Source organism: Streptomyces spororaveus, assembly GCF_016755875.1.
In the GTDB taxonomy this organism is placed as follows: Bacteria; Actinomycetota; Actinomycetes; order Streptomycetales; family Streptomycetaceae; genus Streptomyces; species Streptomyces spororaveus.
This window is the reverse complement of the sequence record NZ_BNED01000005.1, coordinates 6,477,501-6,500,362: the sequence shown is the minus strand read 5'-3', so window position 1 is coordinate 6,500,362 and position 22,862 is coordinate 6,477,501. Positions and strand designations below refer to the sequence as shown.

Here is a 22,862-nt window from a genome sequence, read left to right as displayed (position 1 = left end):
CGTTATGCGGTCAGGCCCTCACTTCGCGGACTGCTGCCGCTGCACGGCCGCCTTGACCAGGCCGGCGAACAGCGGGTGCGGGCGCGTCGGGCGCGAGCGCAGCTCCGGGTGGGCCTGGGTGGCCACCAGGTAGGGGTGCACCTCGCGCGGGTACTCGACGTACTCGACGAGCTTGTTGTCCGGGGAGGTGCCGGAGAAGACGAGGCCCGCCTTCTTCTCCAGCTCGCCGCGGTAGGCGTTGTTGACCTCGTAGCGGTGCCGGTGGCGCTCGTCCACGTAGGCCTCGTCGCCGTAGACCTCGCGCACGATGGAGCCCTCGGCGAGCTTCGCCGGGTACATGCCCAGACGCATGGTGCCGCCCAGGTCGCCCGCGCCCTCGACGAAGGCCAGCTGCTCCTCCATGGTGGAGATGACCGGGTGCGGGGTGGAGGCGTCGAACTCGGTGGAGTTGGCGTCGTCGATGCCCGCGAGGTTGCGCGCGGCCTCGATGACCACGCACTGCAGACCCAGGCACAGGCCGAGCAGCGGGATCTTGTTCTCGCGGGCGTAGGTGATCGCGCCGACCTTGCCGTTGACGCCACGGTCGCCGAAGCCGCCGGGCACGCAGATCGCGTCGACGTCGCCGAGCTGGGCGGCGGCGCCCGCCGGGGTCTTGCAGTCGTCGGAGGTGACCCACTTGATCTGGACCCGGGCCTTGTTGGCGAAACCGCCGGCGCGCAGCGCCTCGGTCACCGACAGGTAGGCGTCGGGCAGGTCGATGTACTTGCCGACGAGCGCGACCTTGACCTCGTGGTCGGGGTTGTGGACCCGGTCGAGCAGGTCCTCCCACACCGTCCAGTCCACGTCGCGGAACGGCAGGTCGAGCTTGCGCACGACGTACGCGTCCAGGCCCTCGGTGTGCAGGACCTTCGGGATGTCGTAGATGGACTTGGCGTCGATGGCCGCGACCACGGCCGCCTCGTCCACGTCGCACATCAGCGAGATCTTGCGCTTGATGGAGGTGGGGACGTCGCGGTCGGCGCGCAGCACGATGGCGTCGGGCTGGATGCCGATGTTGCGCAGGGCCGCGACCGAGTGCTGGGTCGGCTTGGTCTTGAGCTCACCGGAGGGGCCGATGTAGGGGAGCAGCGAGATGTGCACGACGAAGACGTTGTCGCGGCCGACCTCGTGGCGGACCTGGCGGACGGTCTCCAGGAACGGCAGCGACTCGATGTCGCCGACGGTGCCGCCGACCTCGGTGATGACGACGTCGACGTCCTCGGTCGCCATGCGGCGGATGCGGTGCTTGATCTCGTTGGTGATGTGCGGGATGACCTGCACGGTGTCACCGAGGTACTCGCCGCGGCGCTCCTTGGCGATGACCGTGTTGTAGACCTGGCCGGTGGTGACGTTGGCCGAGCCGTCGAGGTCGACGTCGAGGAAGCGCTCGTAGTGGCCGATGTCCAGGTCGGTCTCGGCGCCGTCGTTGGTGACGAACACCTCGCCGTGCTGGAACGGGTTCATCGTGCCGGGGTCGACGTTCAGGTACGGGTCGAGCTTCTGCATCGTGACCCGCAGACCGCGCGCCTTGAGCAACGCACCCAGGCTGGAGGCCGTCAGGCCCTTGCCGAGGGAGGAAGCGACACCCCCGGTGACGAAGATGTGCTTGGTCGTCATGGCTGTGCTGTTTCGAAAAGCAGCGGGCGGCATCGCCAAGAGGGGGCTCCCGTGGTCGCGAGGTGAGGTGCGTCCGGCGCCGGCCGCCGTCGATCCGGAAGGGTCTCGGGGGGCGCCGAAGCTGCGGTTTCGGGGCTCCTGATTCGCACAGGCAGACCACCGGTCCACGGGGTACCAGCCTATCAGCGCCCGGGGCGGTCCGCCTCCGGGCACGCGGCGCGCGGGCTCCGCCCGGGGCTCCCGAGTGCGCCGGGGCGGCAAGACCGCAGCTCACCCGTTCGGCGCAACCGCATTCTTCCGAGGCTCACGGAGATCACTAGGGTGCCGTCATATCCTGCTCGGATATTGCACACAGCGCCGCCGAGCAGTCCGTCGGACGGCCTAACCGGGCCGGTATGCGGAATCATGGGGCTCACGCGGCACTCCCTGCACACAGGAGACCGCGCAACAGCGCAATGCAAGCGCCCCCGCGGGGGCGGACGTGGCCGTTCGACTGGAGATGCACGTGTCCGGGCGCATCGAGGATTACGCACTGATCGGGGACATGCAGACCGCGGCACTGGTCTGTCGGGACGGAGCGGTGGACTGGCTGTGCCTGCCACGCTTCGACTCGCACGCCGTGTTCGCGAGCATTCTCGGCACCGAGGATCACGGGTTCTGGCGGATCGGCCCGTCGTTCCCGGCCGGCACCGAGGCCCCGCGTGCGACCCGCCGCCGCTACCGCGGTGACTCGCTGGTGCTGGAGTCGGAGTGGGACACGCCGCGCGGCAGGGTCCGCGTGATCGACTTCATGCCTCCCCGCGAGGACCACGCACCGCAGCTGATCCGCATCGTGGAGGGCATCAGCGGGCGCGTGCCCATGCGCTCGGCGCTGCGGATGCGATTCAGCTACGGGCGGGTCGTGCCATGGGTCCACAAGGTCGACGGGCGCACCGTGGCCGTGGCCGGCCCGGACTCCGTCTGGCTGGACGCCGACGCGCAGACCTACGGCAAGGACCTCACGACGTACTCCGACTTCACCGTCGGCCCGGGCGACCGCAAGGCCTTCAGCATCAGCTGGCAGGCCTCGCACCGCGACGCGCCCGAGACCCCCGACGCCGAGGCGGCCCTGGAGTCGACCACCGACTTCTGGCGCGAGTGGGTCGAGCAGTGCACGTACCACGGGCCCTACCGGGAGGCCGTGATCCGCTCGCTGATCACCCTCAAGGCCCTCACCTACGGCCCCACGGGCGGGATCGTCGCCGCGCCCACCACCTCCCTCCCCGAGGAGATCGGCGGGGTCCGGAACTGGGACTACCGCTACACCTGGCTGCGGGACGCGGCCATCACCCTCTCCTCGCTGCTGCGCACCGGATACCGCGAGGAGGCCCGCGCCTGGCGCGAGTGGCTGCTGCGCGCGGTCGCCGGCGACCCGGAGAACCTGCAGATCATGTACGGGATCGCGGGCGAGCGGGAGCTCGGCGAGACGGAGCTGGACTGGCTGCCCGGCTACGAGAACTCCCGCCCGGTCCGGGTCGGCAACGGCGCCGCGGGCCAGCTCCAGCTCGACGTGTACGGCGAGGTCACCGAGGCCCTGCACCTGGGCCACATGACGGGCCTGGCCCGCAACGACTACGCCTCGGTGCTCCAGCTCAAGCTGATCCGCTACCTGGAGACCCACTGGGACCAGCCGGACGAGGGCATCTGGGAGGTGCGCGGCCCGCGCCGCCACTTCGTGCACTCGAAGGTGATGGCCTGGGTGGCGGTGGACCGCACGATCAAGCTGATCGAGAGCGGCGACGCGGACGGCCCGCTGGAGCGGTGGCGCGAGCTGCGCGACGAGATCCACCAGGACGTGTGCGAGAAGGGCTACGACAAGGAACGCAACACCTTCACCCAGTCGTACGGGTCGAAGGAGCTGGACGCCTCCCTGCTGCTGATCCCGCAGATGGGCTTCCTGCCGCCGGACGACAAGCGGGTCATCGGCACCATCGAGGCGATCCAGCGCGAGCTGTCCACGCCCGACGGGTTCATCCTGCGCTACCCGACGACCGGCGAGGAGGCCGGCGTGGACGGCCTGGAGGGCGACGAGGGAGCCTTCCTCGCGTGCTCGTTCTGGATGGCCGACGACCTGGCGATGATCGGCCGGGTCGACGAGGCGCGGCGGCTGTTCGAGCGGCTGCTGTCGCTGCGCAACGACCTGGGCCTGCTGGCGGAGGAGTGGGACCCGCGGCTCCAGCGGCAGGTCGGGAACTTCCCGCAGGCCTTCAGCCACGTTCCGCTGATCGACACGGCCCTGCGGCTGACGGCCAGCGGGGCATACGGGGGCTGAAACGGGACGACCCGCCGGGGCCGCGGACTTTCTCGCCGCGCCCCGGTGATCGTCCGCGCCTACGCTGGAAGGGTCCTATGCCCTCCCTCCGGTGGAAGGGGGCAGCCATGGCTCCCCTGTCGAAGGCGGGCGCGGCCCTGACCGCGCTCCGCGAGGATCTGTCCGGCGAGGTCTTCGCCCCGGAGGATCCCGGGTACGACGAGGCCCGGACCCTCTTCAACGCGATGATCGACCGCAGACCCGCCGTCATCGCCCAGTGCGAGAGCACGGCGGACGTGGTGACCGCCGTGCGCTTCGCCAGGGAACTGGACCTGAACATCGCCGTGCGCGGGGGCGGGCACAGCGTGGCCGGGATGTCCCTGAACGACGGCGGCCTCGTCGTGGACCTGCGGCGGATGCACGAGGTGACGGTCCATCCGGCGGCCGGGGCGGCGCATATCGAGGGCGGCGCCACGATGAGCCACCTGGACCGGGCCTGCGAGCCCTACGCGCTGGCCACGACGGGCGGCCGCGCCTCCACCACCGGCGTCGGCGGCTACGTCCTGGGCGGCGGCAGCGGCTGGCTGGACCGCAAGTTCGGCCTGGCCGTGGACAACCTGCTGGGCGTGGACCTGGTCACCGCCGAGGGCGAGCTCGTCCACGCCACCGCGGAGGAGCACCCCGAGCTGTTCTGGGGGCTGCACGGCGGCGGCGGGAACTTCGGCATCGCCACTTCGCTGACCCTGCGGCTGTACGAACTGCCCGCCATGTCGATCGCGATGCTGCTGTACCTGCCGGAACGCGGGCCCGAGGTGGTCCGTACGTACCGGGACGTCATCGAGGCCGCACCGCCCGAGGCCTCGGGCGCCGCCCTCTACATCACCGGCCCGCCCGAGGAGTTCGTCCCGCAGCACCTGGTCGGCCGGCTGCTGGCCGGGGCGCTGCTGACGTACGCGGGCCCCGAGGACGAGATGCGCAAGCTGGCCGAGCCGCTGCTGGCCATCCCCCACGAGTCCGAGATCGTCACGGCCATCCCCTACGCCGACCTCCAGTGCATGATCGACGACCCCCCGGGCATGCGGAACTACTGGTCGGCCGAGTACCTCACCGGCTGCCCCGACGATTTCGTCGACGTCTTCTGCGCCCGCGCCGGGGACATGCCGGTACCGACCGGCACCCAGCACCTGGTCTTCCCGCAGGGCGGCGCGGTGGCCTCCGGCCCGGCCGACTACCCGATTCCCTACCGCGACGCGCCGTGGGCGGTGCACCCGTTCGGGATCTGGGAGGACGCGGCCGACGACGAGCGCTGCCGGCAGTGGGTCAAGGACGTCCGCGCCGACGTCGGCCCGTGGAGCACGGGCGCGGTCTACCTCAACTTCACCGGCGACGAGGGCGCGGCGCGGGTGGTCTCCGGCCTCGGCAGCGAGAACATGCAGCGGCTGGGCGCGCTGAAGCGGCAGTACGACCCGGACAACGTCTTCCGCTTCAACCACAACATCCAGCCCGCCTGACGATGGGCACAGGCCTGCCGGTAGCGTCCCGCGATATGGAGAACCAGGGCGGGATCACGGTTCAGCGGGCGCTGGAGCTGCCGGGGCTGCGCGGCGGACTGCCGGAGGTGGTCGCGTGCGCCGACCGCCTGGGCCGGACCGTGCGCTGGGTGCACGCGGGCGAGGTCCCGAACATCGCCTCGCTGCTCAAGGGCGGTGAGCTGCTGCTGACCACGGGCCTCGGACTCGGCACCCGGCCGGCCGAGCAGCGCGCCTTCGTACGCCGCCTCGCGGACCGCGGGATCGCCGCGCTGGTGGTCGAACTGGGCCCGCGCTTCACCCGGCTGCCGGCGACCCTCGTGGAGACCGCGCGCTCGGCGGGGCTGCCCCTGGTCCAGCTCCACCGGGAGGTCCCCTTCGTGGCGGTCACGGAGGAGGTCCACACCGAGATCGTCAACCACCACTACGCGCTGCTCCAGCGGGCCGAGGAGGTCCACCGCCGCTGTACGGAGGCCCTGCTCGGCGGTGGGGGCATCCCGCAGGTCCTGCGGATCCTGGCCGACTTCACCGGGAACCCGGTCTTCCTGGAGACCCCCGACGGGCAGCTCCTGTACGCGGCCGGCAGCGCGGCCGGGGACGCGGGCGCGGACCCGCTCCAGGTGTGGGAGGGCCTGCGCGGCCAGCGCGAGGCCGAACCCTCCACGAACACGGTGGTGGTCGACGTACCGGGCGGGGGCCACGGCACCGGCTCGGTCCGGGCCCGGGTCGTCCTGGTCGGGATCTCGGCCCCGCTGCTCCCCGTGCACCGGATGGCGGCCGAACGCACGGCGGGCGTCCTGGCCGTCGTCCTGATGCAGGCGCGGCAGGAGGAGGAACTGGCGGCGCGCGGACGCGGGGACTTCCTGACGGACCTGGCGGAGGGCCGCATCTCGGCGGAGGACGCCCCGGCACAGGCCCGCGTCCTGGGTTTCAAGCCGGGCGGCGGTCCGCTGCTGCCGGTGGTCATGCGGCTGGCCTCGGACCTCGGCCCGTCCGGGAACTGGGCCGTCCTGGCCCGTGCGGTGCTGGAGGAGCTGTCGTCCGTCGGGGTTCCGGTCCTGCTGGGCGTCCGCCCGGTCGAGGGCCGGGTCCCGCTCCTGGTCTCCCTGCGCGCCGAGTCGGAGCGTACGGCTGTGGCGGACCGGGTCTCGGCCGCGCTGCGGGCGGGCGTCGAACGCGCCGGCCTGGACCGGGCCGACGCCCCGCCGGCCGTGGTCGTCGGCGTGGCGGGCGGCTGGGCGGCGGCCTCGGCGGGCCTGCGCCACGCCGCGGAGACCGCCACGGCGGCGCACGGCCTGCCGGCCCGGCCCTGGTACGACGCCCGGCGCCTGGACATCGACCTGCTGCTGTGGCGGCTGCGCGAACACCCCGACCTGGCGGCCTTCGTGGACCGTGCGATCGGGCCGCTCCGCACGCACGACACGGCGTCGCGGCCCCCGCTCCTGCCCACGCTGGAGACGTACCTGGCCCACGCGGGCCGCAAGGCGGAGACGGCGCGTGAGCTCCACCTGAACCGGCAGACGCTGTACAACCGGCTGGCCCGCATCTCGGAGCTCCTGGGCACGGACCTGGACGACCCGGAGACGGTCCTCTCCCTGAGCCTGGCCCTCCGCGCCCGCCGCCACACCCTTTCCTGACGCCGTTCCCCGGGCTCTGCCCGGACCCGCGCCTCAAGCGCCGGGCGGGGCTCAGTTCGAGCCCCGCCGGGAGGCTACCGGCGGCGTTCCATCAGTTCGTCGTAGACGGACAGGACCTGCGCCACCGTGTCGTCCTCCGAGGGCCACGTCGCGGCCTGGACGCGCCCCGCGGCCGCCAGTGCGGCCCGGCGGTCCGGGTCGGACAGCAGGCCGGACACGGCCGAGGCGAGCGGCTCGGACTCCCCCGGCGGGACCAGTACCGCACCCTCGCCCACCAGTTCGGGCACACCGCCCACCGCCGTGGCCACCAGCGGTACGCCCACCCGCAGGGCCTCCTGTGCCAGCAGCGCCCGCGCCTCCCACCGGCTCGGCAGCACCGCCAGGTCCGCCGCCGCCAGCAGCTGCGCCGCGTCCCGGCGGCGCCCCAGCAGCCGTACCGGGAGCCCCTCCGCCTCGATCCGCCGGGAGAGCTCCGCCCGCAGCGGTCCCTCTCCCGCGATCACCAGCAGCGGCACCGGGTCCAGGCCGCGCCATTCCCGTGCCGCGTCGAGCAGTACGGAGTAGCCCCGGTGCGGCACCAGGCTGCCGACGGCGATCAGCAGCGGCCGTTCCACCGCGCCGAGTTCGGCCCGCACCTTGCCGGGGTCGGTCTCCGCTTCCTGGCCTCCCCGGCCCGCCGGTACCGCCACCGGGGCCAGCCGGGCGTCCCGGGCACCCCGCAGGCGCGCGACGTCCACCTGGTCCGAGGAGGCCCCGAGGACCACGGCCGCCGCCCGGGCGACGTGCCGTTCCAGCAGCCGGCTCAGCCGCCCGAGCGCGCCGGCCGCCGCCGGGCCCTCGCCGTGCCAGCTCACCACCAGCGGCACCCGGCGCCCGCGTATGGCCAGCGCGGCGCGCATCCCGGCGCGCACGCCGTGCGCGTGCACGAGGTCCGCTCCGGCGCAGGCGGCCCGCAGCACGCTGACCGCGTCGGGCGCGAACTGCGCCCCGGCGCCGGTGAAGTCGTACTCGCCCTCCGCCTGGACGGGCGCGCACACGGTGACCCGTACCCCGCGCGCGGCGAGGCCGGTCGCCAGCGACCGTACGTGCGCGCTGCTGCCCGCGCCCGCGCCGCCGCCGAGTACCTGCACGGTGCGCAGCGGCGGCCGGCCGTAGGGCTGGGCCGGGAGGGAGGTGGAGACCGGGGAGCTGCTCACGGGCCGAAGCTCCAGGGTGAGGGAGTCAGAGACGTCGCCAAGGATGCCAGTCCGCACGCGCGTTCCGGGACCATACGGGTGCGGATCCCGTGCGAGATACCGCAGGACGCCCTTCAGCCTCACCCACACGGACTATCTCCGGGTCGGCCCGGGCGCGGCGAAGGGCACGGCGAAGGGCCCGGAACAGCGTGCGTTCCGGGCCCTCGTGGCATCGCGGTGCCCTGGCCACGGGTCATCGCGGCCCCGGGCACCTCACGCGTCCGCGCGCGCCGCCGCCAGCAGTTCCTCGGCGTGCGCCCGCGCCGAGGCCGAGTCCTCGTGGCCGGCCAGCATGCGCGACAGCTCGCGGATCCGGTCCTCGCCCTCCAGGACGGTGACGCCGCTTCGGGTGACCGAGCCGTCGTTGGTCTTCTCGACGAGCAGCTGCCGGTCGGCGAAGGCCGCCACCTGCGGCAGGTGCGTGACGACCACGACCTGCGCCGACTTGGCCAGTTTCGCCAGCCGGCGGCCCACCTCGACCGCCGCCTTGCCGCCGACGCCCGCGTCGACCTCGTCGAAGAGGTAGGTGGGCACCGGGTCGGAGCCCGCGAAGACGACCTCGACGGCCAGCATCACCCGGGACAGCTCACCGCCCGAGGCGCCCTTGGCGATCGGCCGCGGCTGGGCGCCCGGGTGCGGGGCGAGCAGCAGCTCGACCTCGTCCGCGCCCGAAGGGCCGTAGGCGACCGGGCGGCCGTCCACGTCCACACCGTCGGGGTCGTCGGCCTGCCGGACGTCGATGGTCACGCGGGCGTGCGGCATCGCCAGGGAGGCCAGCTCCTGCGTCACCGCGGAGGCGAAGCGGGTCGCGGCCTCCACCCGGGCGTCGGTCAACGCCTGCGCCAGCAGGGACAGTTCATCGCGCAGTCCGTCACGTTCGGCGGTCAGCTCGGTGATCCGCTCGTCGTCGCCGTCCAGTTCCAGCAGCCGCGCGGCGCCCTGTTCGGCCCACGCCAGCACGGCGTCCACGGTGCCCTCGGTGCCGTACTTGCGGGTGAGCTGCGTCAGGGCGGCCCGCCGTTCCTCCAGCGCGGCCAGCCGCAGCGGATCGGCGTCCAGGTCGTCGGCGTAGCCGGCCAGTTCCCCGGCCACGTCGGACAGCAGGATGCCCAGCTCCCCGATCCGCTCGGCGAGGCCGCCGAGGGCCGGGTCGTGGGAGCGTACGGATTCCAGCGCCCGGTGGGCGCCCGCGACGAGCATGTTCGCGTCGATGGCCTCCGGGTCCTCGGGGTTGCCCGCGAGCGCGGCGTGCGCCAGCTGCGCCGCCGAGGCCAGCGATTCCGCGTGCCCGAGCCGCTCCGCCTCGGCCGCGAGTTCGGTGTCCTCGCCGGCCACCGGTTCCACGGCCGCGATCTCGTCCAGCCCGAAGCGCAGGAGGTCCGCCTCCTGGGCCCGCTCGCGGGCCCGGGTGGTGATCTCCTCCAGCTCGACGGCGACCGCGCGGAGCCTGCGGTAGGCCGAGCCGTACTTCTCCAGCGGGACGGCGACGGCGTCCCCGGCGTACCGGTCGAGCGCCTGCCGCTGCCGGGCCGGGCGCAGCAGCCCCTGCTGGTCCGTCTGCCCGTGCACGGCGACCAGGTCTTCGGCGAGCTCGCCGAGCAGGCCGACGGGCACGGAGCGGCCGCCGACGTGGGCGCGCGAGCGGCCCTCGGCGGACACGGTCCGGCTGATCAGCAGGGCGCCGTCGTCCAGCTCGGCCCCGGCCTCCTCGGCGCGTACGGCGGCGGGGGCGCCGGGGCGCATGACGATGCGGCCCTCGACGACCGCGGCCTTGGCCCCGATCCGCACCAGGGCCGGGTCGGCGCGACCGCCGAGCAGCAGCCCGAGGCTGGTGACGACCATCGTCTTGCCCGCGCCGGTCTCGCCGGTCACCGCGGTGAATCCGGGCGACAGCTCGACCACCGCGTCGTCGATGACCCCGAGCGACCGTATCCGCATCTCCTCAAGCACGGGACGACGATACCGAGGTTTCATGGGTGCCATGTGACGTCACCCGCTCGAAGTTGTTCGAACGGATGTGCTATTACAGTCGTGTGAGCTGCGTCTCAGTGCGGCGCCCCGCGCCAACCCGACACCGGCAGCGCGAACTTGGCGACGAGCCGGTCCGTGAAGGACGCGTGGTGCAACCGGGCGAGCCGCACCGGCACCGCACCCCGCCGCACTTCGACCCGTGCCCCGGCGGGCAGCTCGATCGTGCGCCGCCCGTCACACCACAGCACGCCGTGCGGAGTGCCGTTCTGCACCTCCACCGCCAGCACCGAGGTCGGCGAGGTCACCAGCGGCTTCGCGAACAGCGCGTGCGCGCTGATCGGCACCATCAGCAGCGCCTCCACCTCCGGCCAGACCACCGGCCCGCCCGCGGAGAAGGCGTAGGCCGTGGAACCCGTCGGAGTCGCGCAGACGATCCCGTCGCAGCCGAAGCCGGTCACCGGACGCCCGTCGATCTCCAGGACCACCTCCAGCATCCGCTCCGGGGACACCTTCTGGACCGCGGCCTCGTTCAGCGCCCAGTCCCGGTGGACCACATCGCCGTTCGTCCGCACGATCACGTCGAGCGTCATCCGCTCCTCGACCTCGTACGAGCGCGTCACCACCCGGTCCACGACCTTGTCCAGGTCGTCGCGCTCGGCCTCGGCGAGGAAGCCCACCCGGCCCAGGTTCACGCCCAGCATCGGCACCCCCGAGGCGCGCGCGAACTCCGCGCCCCGCAGCAGGGTCCCGTCCCCGCCGAGGACGATGAGCAGCTCACAGCCGTCGAGGACCCCCGGGGTGGACTCGGTGACCAGCTCCACCTCGGGCGGCAGCGGCAGGTCCACCGCCTCGTGCTCCATGACGCGCACGCCCAGCCCGCACCTCAGCAGACCCTGTACGACCAGCTCGGCGCTGCGGATGGCCGCCGGCCGCCCGGTGTGCGCGAGCAGGAAGACCGTCCGCCCTTCCCCCGCAATACCTGAACCCGATCCCGCTGTACCCGATGAATCTGTCACTGCGGCCCCTCCGCCACTGCACGGTCAACATCCGCCGGGTCGAGTGCCGGTGCCCCCGCCCGCAGCCACAGAAAGTACTCGACGTTCCCCGACGGCCCCGGCAGCGGACTCGCCGTCACCCCGAGAACACCCAGCCCCAGCTTCCCCGCCTGCGCCGCGACCTCGCGCACGGCCTCGGCCCGGAGCTCCGGGCTGCGCACCACACCGCCGCTGCCCAGCCGGTCCTTGCCGACCTCGAACTGCGGCTTGACCATCAGGACCAGGTCCGCGTCCGGCGCGCAGCAGCGCACCAGCGCCGGCAGCACCAGACCGATCGAGATGAACGACAGGTCACCGACGACCAGGTCGACCGGAACCCCGTCGAGCTGCTCCACCGTCAGCTCGCGTACGTTCGTACGGTCCTTGACCGTGACGCGGTCGTCGCTCTGCAGCGACCAGGCCAGCTGCCCGTAGCCGACGTCCACGGCCATCACGTGGGCCACGCCCGAGCGCAGCAGCACGTCGGTGAACCCGCCGGTGGAGGCGCCGGCGTCCAGCGCGCGGCGGCCCTCGACGGCCAGTCCCTGCGGCTGGAAGGCCGCCAGCGCGCCGGCCAGCTTGTGGCCGCCCCGGGAGACGTAGTCGGGATCGCTGTCGTCCGCGCGGACCACCAGGGCCGCGCTGGTCTCGACCTGGGTGGCCGGCTTGGTCGCGGTGGTGCCGCCCACGGTCACCCGGCCCGCGGCGATCAGCTGGGCGGCATGCTCGCGCGAGCGGGCCATGCTGCGGCGTACCAGTTCGGCGTCCAGGCGGCGGCGTGCCACTCCTGCCACGTTCGGTTCAGCTCCTGTTTTCGTACGGTCCGGGAACGGGCGGTGCGTCCAGCGCGGTCAGCGCCTCGCGCAGCCCCCGGTGGACATCCTCGTACACCTCGACGTGTCCGTCCGCCGCGAGGTGGTCGGCGTCCGCCAGCCGCGCCAGGTGCGCGTCCACCCCGGCGTGGCCGGTGGGCGTGCGTACGACGCCCAGCGCCACGGGCCCGGCGGGCTCGGCGGACCGGGCGGGCTCGGCGGAGGCTTCGGCCCGGGGGTCGGCGGCTTCGTCGGTCATGCCCCGACGCTACCTCGTAGCGCCCCGCGACCACGCATGGCTCTGCGGTACGGTCGTGATCACGATGGCTACGATCCAGGAGTGCCGCGAAGCACTCGACAACCTCTCCGGCAATCTCGCCCGGGCCGACGGCGGAGTACGCGGCGCGGCCGCCTTCGACCGCTCCCTGAGCTGCCACATCACCGACCTCGACCAGACGTTCACGGGCCGCCTCGACGCGGGCCGGATCCGTGTGGACGCCGTCGCGCCGGGCCCGCCCGCGGCGAAGGCCGAGATCCGGCTCGCGATGACCGGCGACGACCTCGTGTCCCTGGTCGCGGGCGAGCTGAAGTTCGCGAAGGCCTGGGCCTCCGGCCGGGTCAGACTGGAGGCCGGCTTCCGCGACCTGCTCCGCCTCAAATCGATGCTCTAGCCATGTCCAGCCCCGCCGGCGTCTGAGGCGCGGGGGTCCGGGGGCAGCGCCCCCGGCGACGGCGCCGCACCCGGCACCCGAGAACCGCCCGCCCAGCCGGAGGCTACTCCGCCCGGACCACCGCACGGGCCTTGCGCGCCGCCGGAACCACCAGCGGCGTCCCCGTCTCCGGATCCGCGATCACCTGGCAGCGCAGCCCGAACACCTTCTCCACGAGCTCCGCGGTGACCACCTCCGACGGCGGCCCCTCCGCGACGACCTTCCCGCCCCGCATCGCGATCAGATGCGTGGCGTAGCGGGCCGCGTGGTTCAGATCGTGCAGCACCGCCACCAGCGTCCGCCCCTGCGTCTCGTGCAGTTCCGCGCACAGGTCCAGCACGTCGATCTGGTGCTGGATGTCCAGGTACGTCGTCGGCTCGTCGAGCAGCAGCAGCGGCGTCTGCTGCGCCAGCGCCATCGCGATCCACACGCGCTGCCGCTGCCCGCCCGACAGCTCGTCCACGGCCCGGTCGGCGAGCTCGGCGACCCCGGTCGAGGCCATCGACTCGTTCACCACCCGCTCGTCCTCCGCCGACCACTGCCGCAGCAGCCCCTGGTGCGGGTACCGGCCGCGCGAGACCAGGTCGGCCACCGTGATGCCGTCGGGCGCGATCGAGGACTGCGGGAGCAGGCCCAGGGTCTTGGCGACCTTCTTCGCGGGCATCGACCCGATGGCCTGCCCGTCCAGCAGCACCCGCCCGGTGGACGGCTTCAGCATCCGCGACAGGGCCCGCAGCAGCGTGGACTTGCCGCAGGCGTTGGGACCGACGATCACCGTGAAGGAGTTGTCGGGGATCTCCACCGACAGGTTCTCGGCGATGACCCGCTGGTCGTAGCCGAGGGTCACGTTCTCCGCGGTCAGCCGCTGCACTTGCGTACTCCTCATCAGGTTCATATACGTCCCGCCTTGCGCTCGGTGACGAGCAGCCAGAGCAGGTAGACACCGCCGACGAGACCGGTCACCACACCCACCGGCAACTGGTCGGCGCCGAAGGCCCGCTGCGAGGCCCAGTCCGACACCATCAGCAGCACCGAGCCCATCAGGGCGGCGTTCACCAGGTTCCCGCCGGGCGAGCGGGTCAGCCGCCGGGCCAGCTGCGGCGCGGCCAGCGCGACGAAACTGATGGGCCCGGCCGCGGCGCTCGCCGCGGTGGTGAGCACGACCGCCGCCAGCATCAGCAGCATCCTCGTCCGCTCCACCCGCACCCCGACCGCGTACGCGGCGTCGTCGCCCATCTCCATCATCCGCAGGGCCCGGCCCTGACCGAGGATCAGCGGGAAGACCACCGCGCACACGGCGAGCAGCGGCCACACCTGCGCCCAGTCCCGGCCGGCCAGCGAGCCGGTCAGCCAGACCATGGCACGGGTGGCCTCGATCAGCTGGGCCTTGGTGAGCAGGTACTGGATCACGGCGATGAGCATCGCGGAGGCGCCGATGCCGACCAGCACCAGCCGGTAGCCCTGGATGCCCTGCTTGTAGGCGAGCAGGTACACGGCGACGCCGGCCAGCAGACCGCCGGCCAGCGCGCCGACCGCGACCTCGGTGGCGCCGCCCTTGAACAGGACGATGACGACGAGCGCGCCGACCGCCGAGCCGTATCCGAAGCCGAGCAGGTCCGGGGAGCCGAGCGGGTTGCGGGAGACGGACTGGAAGACGGCTCCGGAGATCCCGAGAGCCGCGCCGACGAGCAGCGCGACCAGGGCCCGTGGCAGCCGCAGGTCGTTGACGATGAAGTCGGTGGCGGGGGTGCCGTTGCCCAGCAGGGTCTGTACGACGTCCCACGGCGCTATCTCGAAGTCGCCGGTGCCGATGAGCACGACGGACATGGCGAGCGCCGCGGCGGTCAGCAGGACCCCGACGGTCAGGGCGCGCCGCTCGACGCGCAGCGAGACCCCGCCGGGCAGGCGCAGCGGGCGAGGTCCGGACCGGGCCGTGCGGGGGGTGCCGGCCGCGGCCGTGGTGGCCTCCGTGGTGGCGTCCGCGGCCGGGTCCGCGGCCGACGTCCCGGTCGTGCTCGTGGTCGCGGTCACAGCTGGGCCATCCTCTTGCGCCGAACCAGGTAGATGAAGACCGGGCCGCCGATGAGCGCGGTCACGACGCCGACCTGAAGTTCGGCGGGCCGGGTGACGACTCGGCCGACGATGTCAGAGCCGAGCAGCAGTACCGGCGACAGGACGGCCGAGTACGCGAGCACCCAGCGCATGTCGGGACCGGTGAACGCGCGGACGAGGTGCGGGACCATCAGCCCGATGAACACGATGGGCCCGCACGCGGCGGTCGCCGCACCGCACAGCAGTGTGATCGCGACCATGGCGCCGATCCGGGTCCGCGTCAGGTGCGCGCCGAGTGCCCGCGCCGTGTCGTCGCCCATCGCCATCGCGTTCAGCGGCCGGCCCAGCAGCAGCGCGAGCACCGCGCCGGCGAGCAGGAAGGGGGCCACCTGCCGGACCGTGTCCATGTTCGCCGAGGCCAGCGAACCCACCGTCCAGAAGCGCAGCTTGTCCAGCGCCTTGCTGTCCATCAGCTGCACCGCGTTGATGTAGCCGACGAGCGCCGCGCTGGCCGCCGTACCGGCGAGCGCGAGGCGCACCGGGGTCGCGCTGCGGCTGCCGCCGAGCACGTACACGAGGACCGAGACGAAGGCGGCGCCGAGGAAGGCCCACCACACGAACTCGCTCAGCGAACTCGCACCGAGGAAGCTGATCGCGGAGACCACGGCGGCCGCGGCGCCCGCGTTGACGCCGAGGATGCCGGGCTCGGCCAGCGGGTTGCGGGTCAGCGCCTGCATCACCGCACCGGACAGGCCGAGTCCGAGACCGACCATCAGCCCGAGCAGGGTGCGGGGGATCCGCAGGTCCCGCACGACCACGTCGGAGGGCGTACCCGCGTAGGCGAACAGGCCGTGCCAGACCTCGTCCAGGGACATCTGCCTGGCGCCCACGGCGATGCTCGTGACGGCGACCAGGGCCAGCACCGCGAGAGCGGCGAGCAGACCGGCGGCGCGCGCGGCATGGCGCGGGCGGGCTACGGCGGCGACGGCGCCCTCTCGGGGCACCGCGCTCCGTTCGGGTTCAGGGGGACTCTCGACCAACACACAGGTTAGGCTAACCTATCTTGTGCGCCGACCGGTTCCCGGACGGCCCTAAAGACCCAGCCTGGCCAGCGCCTTCGCCGCGTCGAGCGTGCAGACCCCGTCCCCGGCGGCCGTCCAGGCCGCCGCGCACAGCGCCCGCAGCCCGTCGAGCGGATCCCCGCTCTCTCCGGCCCCTCCGCCCTCGCCGTGCTCGTCGGCCTCGCGCAACTCCAGCGCACCGCCGTTCGTCGCGACCGCCGTCCAACCACCGCAGCGGAAACCCTCCGCGTACGGCTCCACCTCCGGCTGCCCGGCCAGCAGCCCCCGAAGATCCCGGTCCACATAGGTGGGGCGGTGCCTGGGCTCGGCCCGCAACAGCTGCTCCGCGTCCGTGACCCCGGTCAGCACCAGCAGCGAGTCCACCTCCCCGTTGAAGGCGCCCTCGATGTCGGTGTCCAGCCGGTCCCCGACCACCAGCGGCCGCCGGGCCCCGGTACGCAGCACCGTCTCGCGGTGCATCGGGGGCAGCGGCTTGCCCGCCACCTGCGGCTCCGCGCCCGTGGCGATCCGTACGACCTCCACCGCGGCCCCGTTGCCCGGTGCGATCCCCCGCGCGCCCGGAATCGTCAGGTCGGTGTTCGACGCGAACCACGGCACCCCGCGGTTGATCGCGTACGAGGCCTCCGCGAACCGCCCCCACGGCAGATCGGGACCCCCGTACCCCTGGACGACCGCCGCGAGCCCCTCCTCCTCGGCCGAGTCCACCGGCACCAGGCCACGCTCGCGCAGCGCGACCCGCAGCCCCTCCCCGCCGATCACCAGCACCTTCGACCCCGGCTCCACCTGCTCCGCGATCAGCCGGGCCACCGCCTGCGCCGAGGTGATCACCTCGGCCGGCTCCGTCGGGATGCCCAGCTCACCCAGGTGCTCCGCGACCGCGTCCGGCGTCCGCAGCGCGTTGTTCGTGACGTACGCCAGGTGCATCCCGTCCGCCCGGGCCGTGGCGAGGGACTGCACTGCGTGCGCGATGGCCTCGCCACCGGCGTACACCACACCGTCCAGATCCAGCAGAGCGGTGTCGTACGCCTGGTGCAGACTCTGCTCACTCGCCGCGGGACTGGTCCTGCTCTGCCGGGTCATCCTGTCCGCTCCTCATGAGATCGATCTTGTCCGAATTCTGTACTCCCCCGATCATCCCGTATGGCGAGACGCGTCTTACGATGCACCAATGACCACTTCTGGCACCGCGGGACAAGGGCTGAGCCTGACCCCGTTCCATGGCCTGCGCTACGTCCCCGAGCGTGTCGGCAGCCTCGCCGCCGTCACCTCGCCGCCGTACGACGTGGTCGTGCGCCCCGACGGAGTCGACCACCTCGAATCCGCGGACCCGCACAACATCGTCCGCCTGATCCTCCCGCAGGCGGACACCCCGGCGGCGCGCAACGAGCAGGCCGCGCGCACCCTGCACGAATGGCTCGCCAAAGGCGTCCTCAGCTCCGACCCCGAACCGGCGCTCTACGTGTACGAACAGCGCCGGCTCGGCATGCTCCAGCGCGGCGTCATCGGCGCACTCGCCCTGTCCACCGCCGACGCCGGCATCGTCCTGCCCCATGAGGACGTCATGCCGGACGTGGTCACCGACCGGGCCGGCCTGATGCGGGCCACCTCCGCCAACCTCGAACCGCTCCTCCTGACCTACCGGGGCGACGACCCCGACACGGGCGCGGCCGCGGTCGTCGAACGGACGGCCCAGCTCGCCCCCCTCCTGTCGACCACCACCGAGGACGGCTTCCGGCACCGCCTGTGGGCCATCACGGATCCGGACGAACTCGCCACCGTGACGGCGGATCTCAGCCACCGCCAGGCCCTCATCGCCGACGGCCACCACCGCTGGGCGACGTACCTGCGCCTCCAGGAGGAGCACGACTCCCCCACCCCCTGGGACTTCGGCCTGGTCCTCCTCGTGGACACCGCCCGCTACCCGCTCCAGGTCCGCGCCATCCACCGGATGCTGCGCCGCCTCCCGGTGGCGGACGCCCTCGCCGCGGTCGACGGGCACTTCCGCGTCCACCCGGTCGACGGACCGCTCCCGCTGGCCCTGGACGCGCTCGCGGACGCCGCGGAACGCGGCAACGCCTTCCTGATCGCCGGCGACGGCACCTTCCACCTGGTCACCGACCCCGACCCGGCGCTCCTCGACACCACGGTCCGGCACGACCGTCCCGAAGCCTGGCGCCGGCTGGACGCCACCGTTCTGCACGCGACCCTGCTCGACGCCCTCTGGAACATCCCCGACGCCCCGGACCAGATCACGTACATCCACGACGCCGCTTCCACCGTGGCCATGGCCGAGCGGCACGGCGGCACGGCTGTCCTGCTCCACCCCGTACGCGAGGAGGTCGTACGGGATCTGGCCCGCCAGGGCGTCACCATGCCCCGCAAGTCCACGTCCTTCGGACCGAAACCAGCCACCGGCCTGGTCCTGCGCGGCCTGGGCTGAGCGCCTCCGGACGCCGGACCCCGGACATGACGAAGGGCGGTACCCCGACCGGGGTACCGCCCTTCCTCATGTCACCGTGACTCAGGCCTTGTCGTCCTCGACGTCGGCGTCGGCGCCGGCCGCGGACTGCTCCAGCGGCTCGTACTCCTCGTCGTCCTCGTCGTAGTACTCGGCGACGTCGGAGGCACGCTCGGCCGCGGCGATCTCCGCAGCGTCCTCGTCGTCCTCGTCGTCCTCGTCGTCGTTCCGGTCGTCGTCCTGGTCCTGGTCCTCGGCGAGGTCGGACAGGTCGATCGAGGCGTCGACGAACTCGACACCGTCGAGCTCGGCGAGACGGTCGGAGGCGTCGGTGGCCCCGTCCTTGTCCGCTTCGAGGGTCTTGCCGAACCACTCGCGCGCCTCGTCCTCACGACCGGCCGCCAGCAGCGCGTCGGCGTAGGCGTACCGCAGGCGCGCAGTCCAGGGCTGGACGGAGCTGGAGGCCAGCTCCGGGCTCTGCAGGGTCACGATGGCCGCTTCGAGCTGCCCCTGGTCCCGCCGGGCACCGGCCGCGACCAGACGCATCTCGACCTGGCCGGCCTTGTCCAGCTTCTGCACCTCGGGCTCGCCGGCCATGGCCAGCGCCCGCTCGGGACGGCCGAGGCCGCGCTCGCAGTCGGCCATGACGGGCCACAGCTCGACGGAGCCGGTCATGCGCTTGGCGGCGCGGAACTCGGCGAGGGCCTCGCTGTACTTCTGCGTGGCGTACGCGGCGAAGCCGGCGGCCTCGCGGACGGCGGCGACGCGGGAGGCCAGCCGCAGGGCGATGCGCGAGTACGCGTACGCCTGCTCGGGCTCCTCGTCGATCAGGCGCGCGACCATGACCAGGTTCTTGGAAACCTCTTCGGCCAGACCCTTGGGCAGGCTCAGCAGCTCCTGGCGCACGTCGGCGTCGATCTCGAGGCCGGTGACGTCCTCGTCGATCGGAAGGCGCTTGACCGGGTCCCGGTCGGAGCGGAAGTCGCGGTCGCCGCCACGGTCATCGCGACCACGGTAGCCACCACGGTCACCACCGCGATCGTCACGGCCACCACGGAACCCGCCACGGTCGCCACCGCGGTCGTCACGACGGGGGTAGGACGGACGGTCGCCACCACGGTCGTCACGGCCGCCACGGTAGCCACCGCGGTCGTCGTCACGGCGGGGGTACGAGGGACGGTCGCCACCGCGGTCGTCACGGCGCGGGTAGGACGGACGGTCCCCACCACGGTCGTCACGGCCACCGCGGAACCCACCACGGTCATCGTCGCGACGCGGGTACGAGGGACGCCCACCGCGGTCGTCGTCGCGACGCGGGTAGGACGGGCGGTCGCCACCGCGGTCGTCACGGCGCGGGTAGGACGGACGGTCCCCACCACGGTCGTCACGGCCACCGCGGAAACCACCACGGTCGTCGTCGCGACGCGGGTACGAGGGGCGGTCGCCACCGCGGTCGTCGCGGCGCGGGTAGGAGGGACGGTCCCCACCACGGTCGTCACGGCCACCGCGGAAACCACCACGGTCATCGTCGCGACGCGGGTACGAGGGACGGTCGCCACCACGGTCATCGCGACGCGGGAAGCTCGGACGGTCACCGCCACGGTCGTCACGGCGGAAGCCGCCGCCACCGCTACCGCCGCCGGAGGGACGGCCACCACGGTCGTCGTCGCGACGCGGGTACGAGGGGCGGTCGCCACCGCGGTCGTCGCGGCGCGGGTAGGACGGACGGTCCCCACCACGGTCGTCACGGCCACCGCGGAAACCACCACGGTCGTCATCGCGACGCGGGTACGAGGGACGGTCGCCACCACGGTCATCGCGACGCGGGTAGGACGGGCGGTCGCCACCGCGGTCGTCACGGCGGAAGCCGCCGCCACCGCTACCGCCGCCGGAGGGACGGCCACCACGGTCGTCGTCGCGACGCGGGTACGAGGGGCGGTCGCCACCGCGGTCGTCGCGGCGCGGGTAGGACGGACGGTCCCCACCACGGTCGTCACGGCCACCGCGGAAACCACCACGGTCATCGTCACGGCGGGGGTACGAGGGACGGTCGCCACCACGGTCATCGCGACGCGGGAAGCTCGGACGGTCGCCACCGCGGTCGTCACGGCGGAAACCGCCGCCACCGCTACCGCCGCCGGAGGGACGGCCACCACGGTCGTCGTCACGGCGCGGGTAGGACGGACGGTCGCCACCGCGGTCGTCACGGCGGAAACCGCCGCCACCGCCGCCGCCACCGGAAGGACGGCCACCACGGTCATCGCGACGGAAGCCGCCACCGCCACTGGACGGCCGGCCGCTGGCACCGCGGTCGTCACGGCGGAAGGGGGGACGGTCGCCGCCACGGTCGTCACGGCCCCCGCGGTAGCCGCCCCTGTCACCGCCGTCGTTGCGACGAGGCTCGCGCTCCGGACGATCGTCGGGAGAGTTGGACATGGGTGTGACTCCTGTCTTCGGGGTACCGCTAGTCATTCTCGCGCAACCAACCCATGGCCGCGCTTCGGCGTAAAGAGGTGAAAAACAAAAAGGACCCTTGGTCCAGCGTTGAACGCTGGACCAAGGGTCCTTTGAAAGATTGTTCGGCGGCGTCCTACTCTCCCACAGGGTCCCCCCTGCAGTACCATCGGCGCTGAAAGGCTTAGCTTCCGGGTTCGGAATGTAACCGGGCGTTTCCCTAACGCTATGACCACCGAAACCCTATCGGTTTCGAGCGAACAAGCACACTTTGTAGTTATGTTCTAGCTCTAGAAACCAGCAACTGTTCGTTGCTTCAGAACTAACACAGTGGACGCGAGCAACTGAGGACAAGCCCTCGGCCTATTAGTACCAGTCAGCTTCACCCGTTACCGGGCTTCCACATCTGGCCTATCAACCCAGTCGTCTACTGGGAGCCTTACCCTCTCAAGGAGGTGGGAATACTCATCTTGAAGCAGGCTTCCCGCTTAGATGCTTTCAGCGGTTATCCCTCCCGAACGTAGCCAACCAGCCATGCCCTTGGCAGGACAACTGGCACACCAGAGGTTCGTCCGTCCCGGTCCTCTCGTACTAGGGACAGCCCTTCTCAATATTCCTACGCGCACAGCGGATAGGGACCGAACTGTCTCACGACGTTCTAAACCCAGCTCGCGTACCGCTTTAATGGGCGAACAGCCCAACCCTTGGGACCGACTCCAGCCCCAGGATGCGACGAGCCGACATCGAGGTGCCAAACCATCCCGTCGATATGGACTCTTGGGGAAGATCAGCCTGTTATCCCCGGGGTACCTTTTATCCGTTGAGCGACGGCGCTTCCACAAGCCACCGCCGGATCACTAGTCCCGACTTTCGTCCCTGCTCGACCCGTCGGTCTCACAGTCAAGCTCCCTTGTGCACTTACACTCAACACCTGATTGCCAACCAGGCTGAGGGAACCTTTGGGCGCCTCCGTTACCCTTTGGGAGGCAACCGCCCCAGTTAAACTACCCATCAGACACTGTCCCTGATCCGGATCACGGACCGAGGTTAGACATCCAGCACGACCAGAGTGGTATTTCAACGGCGACTCCACAACCACTGGCGTGGCTGCTTCAAAGTCTCCCACCTATCCTACACAAGCCGAACCGAACACCAATATCAAACTGTAGTAAAGGTCCCGGGGTCTTTCCGTCCTGCTGCGCGAAACGAGCATCTTTACTCGTAGTGCAATTTCACCGGGCCTATGGTTGAGACAGTCGAGAAGTCGTTACGCCATTCGTGCAGGTCGGAACTTACCCGACAAGGAATTTCGCTACCTTAGGATGGTTATAGTTACCACCGCCGTTTACTGGCGCTTAAGTTCTCAGCTTCGCAACCCCGAAAGGTCACTAACCGGTCCCCTTAACGTTCCAGCACCGGGCAGGCGTCAGTCCGTATACATCGCCTTACGGCTTCGCACGGACCTGTGTTTTTAGTAAACAGTCGCTTCTCGCTGGTCTCTGCGGCCACCCCCAGCTCACGGAGCAAGTCCGATCACCAGTGATGGCCCCCCTTCTCCCGAAGTTACGGGGGCATTTTGCCGAGTTCCTTAACCATAGTTCACCCGAACGCCTCGGTATTCTCTACCTGACCACCTGAGTCGGTTTAGGGTACGGGCCGCCATGAAACTCGCTAGAGGCTTTTCTCGACAGCATAGGATCATCCACTTCACCACAATCGGCTCGGCATCAGGTCTCAGCCTTAATGAGGGACGGATTTGCCTACCCCTCGGCCTACACCCTTACCCCGGGACTACCACCGCCCGGGCTGGACTACCTTCCTGCGTCACCCCATCGCTTACCTACTACAAGTCTGGTTCGTCGGCTCCACCACTTTCCTTTCCCCGAAGGGTCCGGAACGGCTTCACGGACTTAGCATCGCCTGATTCGATATTGGGCGTTTC

The 22,862-nt window shown here is 71.7% G+C and carries 16 protein-coding genes, 2 rRNA genes and 2 pseudogenes (1 of these 20 only partly in view); 5 read left to right on the top strand and 15 right to left on the bottom strand.

Features of this window, described 5'->3' with window-relative positions; all coding sequences use genetic code 11:
* Positions 1-18 precede the first annotated feature (18 nt).
* Positions 19-1,689 carry a CTP synthase gene (gene pyrG / locus Sspor_RS31875; protein ID WP_202203999.1) on the bottom strand — a complete coding sequence of 557 codons (1,671 nt, stop codon included), beginning with the start codon at positions 1,687-1,689 and terminating at the stop codon, positions 19-21.
* A gap of 466 nt (positions 1,690-2,155) precedes the next feature.
* Here pyrG and Sspor_RS31870 point away from each other — a divergent pair, with 466 nt between their 5' ends.
* The 3 genes from Sspor_RS31870 to Sspor_RS31860 all read left to right on the top strand — a co-directional run bounded on the left by Sspor_RS31870 (position 2,156) and on the right by Sspor_RS31860 (position 7,112).
* Positions 2,156-3,967: a glycoside hydrolase family 15 protein gene (locus Sspor_RS31870; protein ID WP_202203998.1), complete on the top strand. Its 1,812-nt coding sequence runs from the start codon at positions 2,156-2,158 to the stop codon at positions 3,965-3,967.
* A 107-nt stretch (positions 3,968-4,074) separates the two neighbouring features.
* The gene (locus tag Sspor_RS31865) at positions 4,075-5,457 is read left to right on the top strand and encodes an FAD-binding oxidoreductase (RefSeq protein ID WP_202202179.1); all 1,383 of its coding nucleotides are present in this window, start codon (positions 4,075-4,077) and stop codon (positions 5,455-5,457) included.
* 35 nt (positions 5,458-5,492) lie between these two features.
* Complete coding sequence (locus tag Sspor_RS31860) at positions 5,493-7,112, top strand: PucR family transcriptional regulator (protein WP_202202178.1); 1,620 nt, start codon at positions 5,493-5,495, stop codon at positions 7,110-7,112.
* 74 nt (positions 7,113-7,186) lie between these two features.
* On the opposite strand, the gene Sspor_RS31855 is transcribed toward Sspor_RS31860, so the two are convergent.
* From Sspor_RS31855 to Sspor_RS31835, 5 genes are all read right to left on the bottom strand, one after another.
* Complete coding sequence (locus tag Sspor_RS31855) at positions 7,187-8,308, bottom strand: glycosyltransferase family 4 protein (RefSeq protein WP_202202177.1); 1,122 nt, start codon at positions 8,306-8,308, stop codon at positions 7,187-7,189.
* A 252-nt stretch (positions 8,309-8,560) separates the two neighbouring features.
* On the bottom strand, positions 8,561-10,285 hold the full coding sequence (gene recN / locus Sspor_RS31850; protein WP_202203997.1) for a DNA repair protein RecN: 1,725 nt from the start codon (positions 10,283-10,285) through the stop codon (positions 8,561-8,563).
* Positions 10,286-10,392: 107 nt separating this feature from the next.
* Positions 10,393-11,334, bottom strand: coding sequence for an NAD kinase (locus tag Sspor_RS31845; protein WP_237404119.1), 942 nt, complete (start codon positions 11,332-11,334; stop codon positions 10,393-10,395).
* Positions 11,331-12,146: a TlyA family RNA methyltransferase gene (locus Sspor_RS31840; RefSeq protein ID WP_202202176.1), complete on the bottom strand. Its 816-nt coding sequence runs from the start codon at positions 12,144-12,146 to the stop codon at positions 11,331-11,333. The genes Sspor_RS31845 and Sspor_RS31840 overlap by 4 nt, the downstream gene beginning before the upstream one ends.
* Positions 12,147-12,153: 7 nt before the next feature.
* On the bottom strand, positions 12,154-12,423 hold the full coding sequence (locus Sspor_RS31835) for a hypothetical protein (RefSeq protein WP_202202175.1): 270 nt from the start codon (positions 12,421-12,423) through the stop codon (positions 12,154-12,156).
* 64 nt (positions 12,424-12,487) lie between these two features.
* On the opposite strand from Sspor_RS31835, the gene Sspor_RS31830 reads away from it, so the two are divergent.
* Entirely contained in the window at positions 12,488-12,835 is a 348-nt protein-coding gene (locus tag Sspor_RS31830; protein WP_202202174.1) for an SCP2 sterol-binding domain-containing protein, read from the top strand.
* 103 nt (positions 12,836-12,938) lie between these two features.
* Here Sspor_RS31830 and Sspor_RS31825 read toward each other — a convergent pair whose 3' ends face one another.
* From Sspor_RS31825 to Sspor_RS31810, 4 genes are read right to left on the bottom strand one after another with little or no spacing between them, the layout of a single operon-like run.
* Positions 12,939-13,745, bottom strand: coding sequence for an ABC transporter ATP-binding protein (locus Sspor_RS31825; protein WP_202202173.1), 807 nt, complete (start codon positions 13,743-13,745; stop codon positions 12,939-12,941).
* 20 nt (positions 13,746-13,765) lie between these two features.
* Complete coding sequence (locus tag Sspor_RS31820; protein WP_202202172.1) at positions 13,766-14,905, bottom strand: FecCD family ABC transporter permease; 1,140 nt, start codon at positions 14,903-14,905, stop codon at positions 13,766-13,768.
* Positions 14,902-15,969 carry a FecCD family ABC transporter permease gene (locus Sspor_RS31815; RefSeq protein WP_202202171.1) on the bottom strand — a complete coding sequence of 356 codons (1,068 nt, stop codon included), beginning with the start codon at positions 15,967-15,969 and terminating at the stop codon, positions 14,902-14,904. The genes Sspor_RS31820 and Sspor_RS31815 overlap by 4 nt, the downstream gene beginning before the upstream one ends.
* A 48-nt stretch (positions 15,970-16,017) precedes the next feature.
* Positions 16,018-17,088 (bottom strand): HAD-IIA family hydrolase, encoded by a 1,071-nt coding sequence (locus tag Sspor_RS31810; protein ID WP_202202170.1) that lies wholly within the window; start codon positions 17,086-17,088, stop codon positions 16,018-16,020.
* A gap of 88 nt (positions 17,089-17,176) precedes the next feature.
* Here Sspor_RS31810 and Sspor_RS31805 point away from each other — a divergent pair, with 88 nt between their 5' ends.
* Positions 17,177-18,448: a DUF1015 family protein gene (locus tag Sspor_RS31805; RefSeq protein ID WP_202202169.1), complete on the top strand. Its 1,272-nt coding sequence runs from the start codon at positions 17,177-17,179 to the stop codon at positions 18,446-18,448.
* Positions 18,449-18,529: 81 nt separating this feature from the next.
* Here the strand turns inward: Sspor_RS31805 and Sspor_RS31800 are convergent, their stop codons facing one another.
* The 5 genes and pseudogenes from Sspor_RS31800 to Sspor_RS31785 form a co-directional block, all read right to left on the bottom strand.
* Entirely contained in the window at positions 18,530-19,372 is an 843-nt protein-coding gene (locus Sspor_RS31800; protein ID WP_202202168.1) for a tetratricopeptide repeat protein, read from the bottom strand.
* A gap of 117 nt (positions 19,373-19,489) precedes the next feature.
* A pseudogene (locus tag Sspor_RS41745) lies at positions 19,490-19,708 on the bottom strand (hypothetical protein); the annotation flags it as partial.
* Positions 19,709-19,810: 102 nt separating this feature from the next.
* A pseudogene (locus Sspor_RS31795) lies at positions 19,811-20,860 on the bottom strand (hypothetical protein); the annotation flags it as partial.
* Positions 20,861-21,043: 183 nt separating this feature from the next.
* Positions 21,044-21,160, bottom strand: a 5S ribosomal RNA gene (gene rrf / locus Sspor_RS31790).
* Between the two features lie 106 nt (positions 21,161-21,266).
* Positions 21,267-22,862, bottom strand: a 23S ribosomal RNA gene (locus tag Sspor_RS31785) (it continues 1,527 nt past the right edge of the window).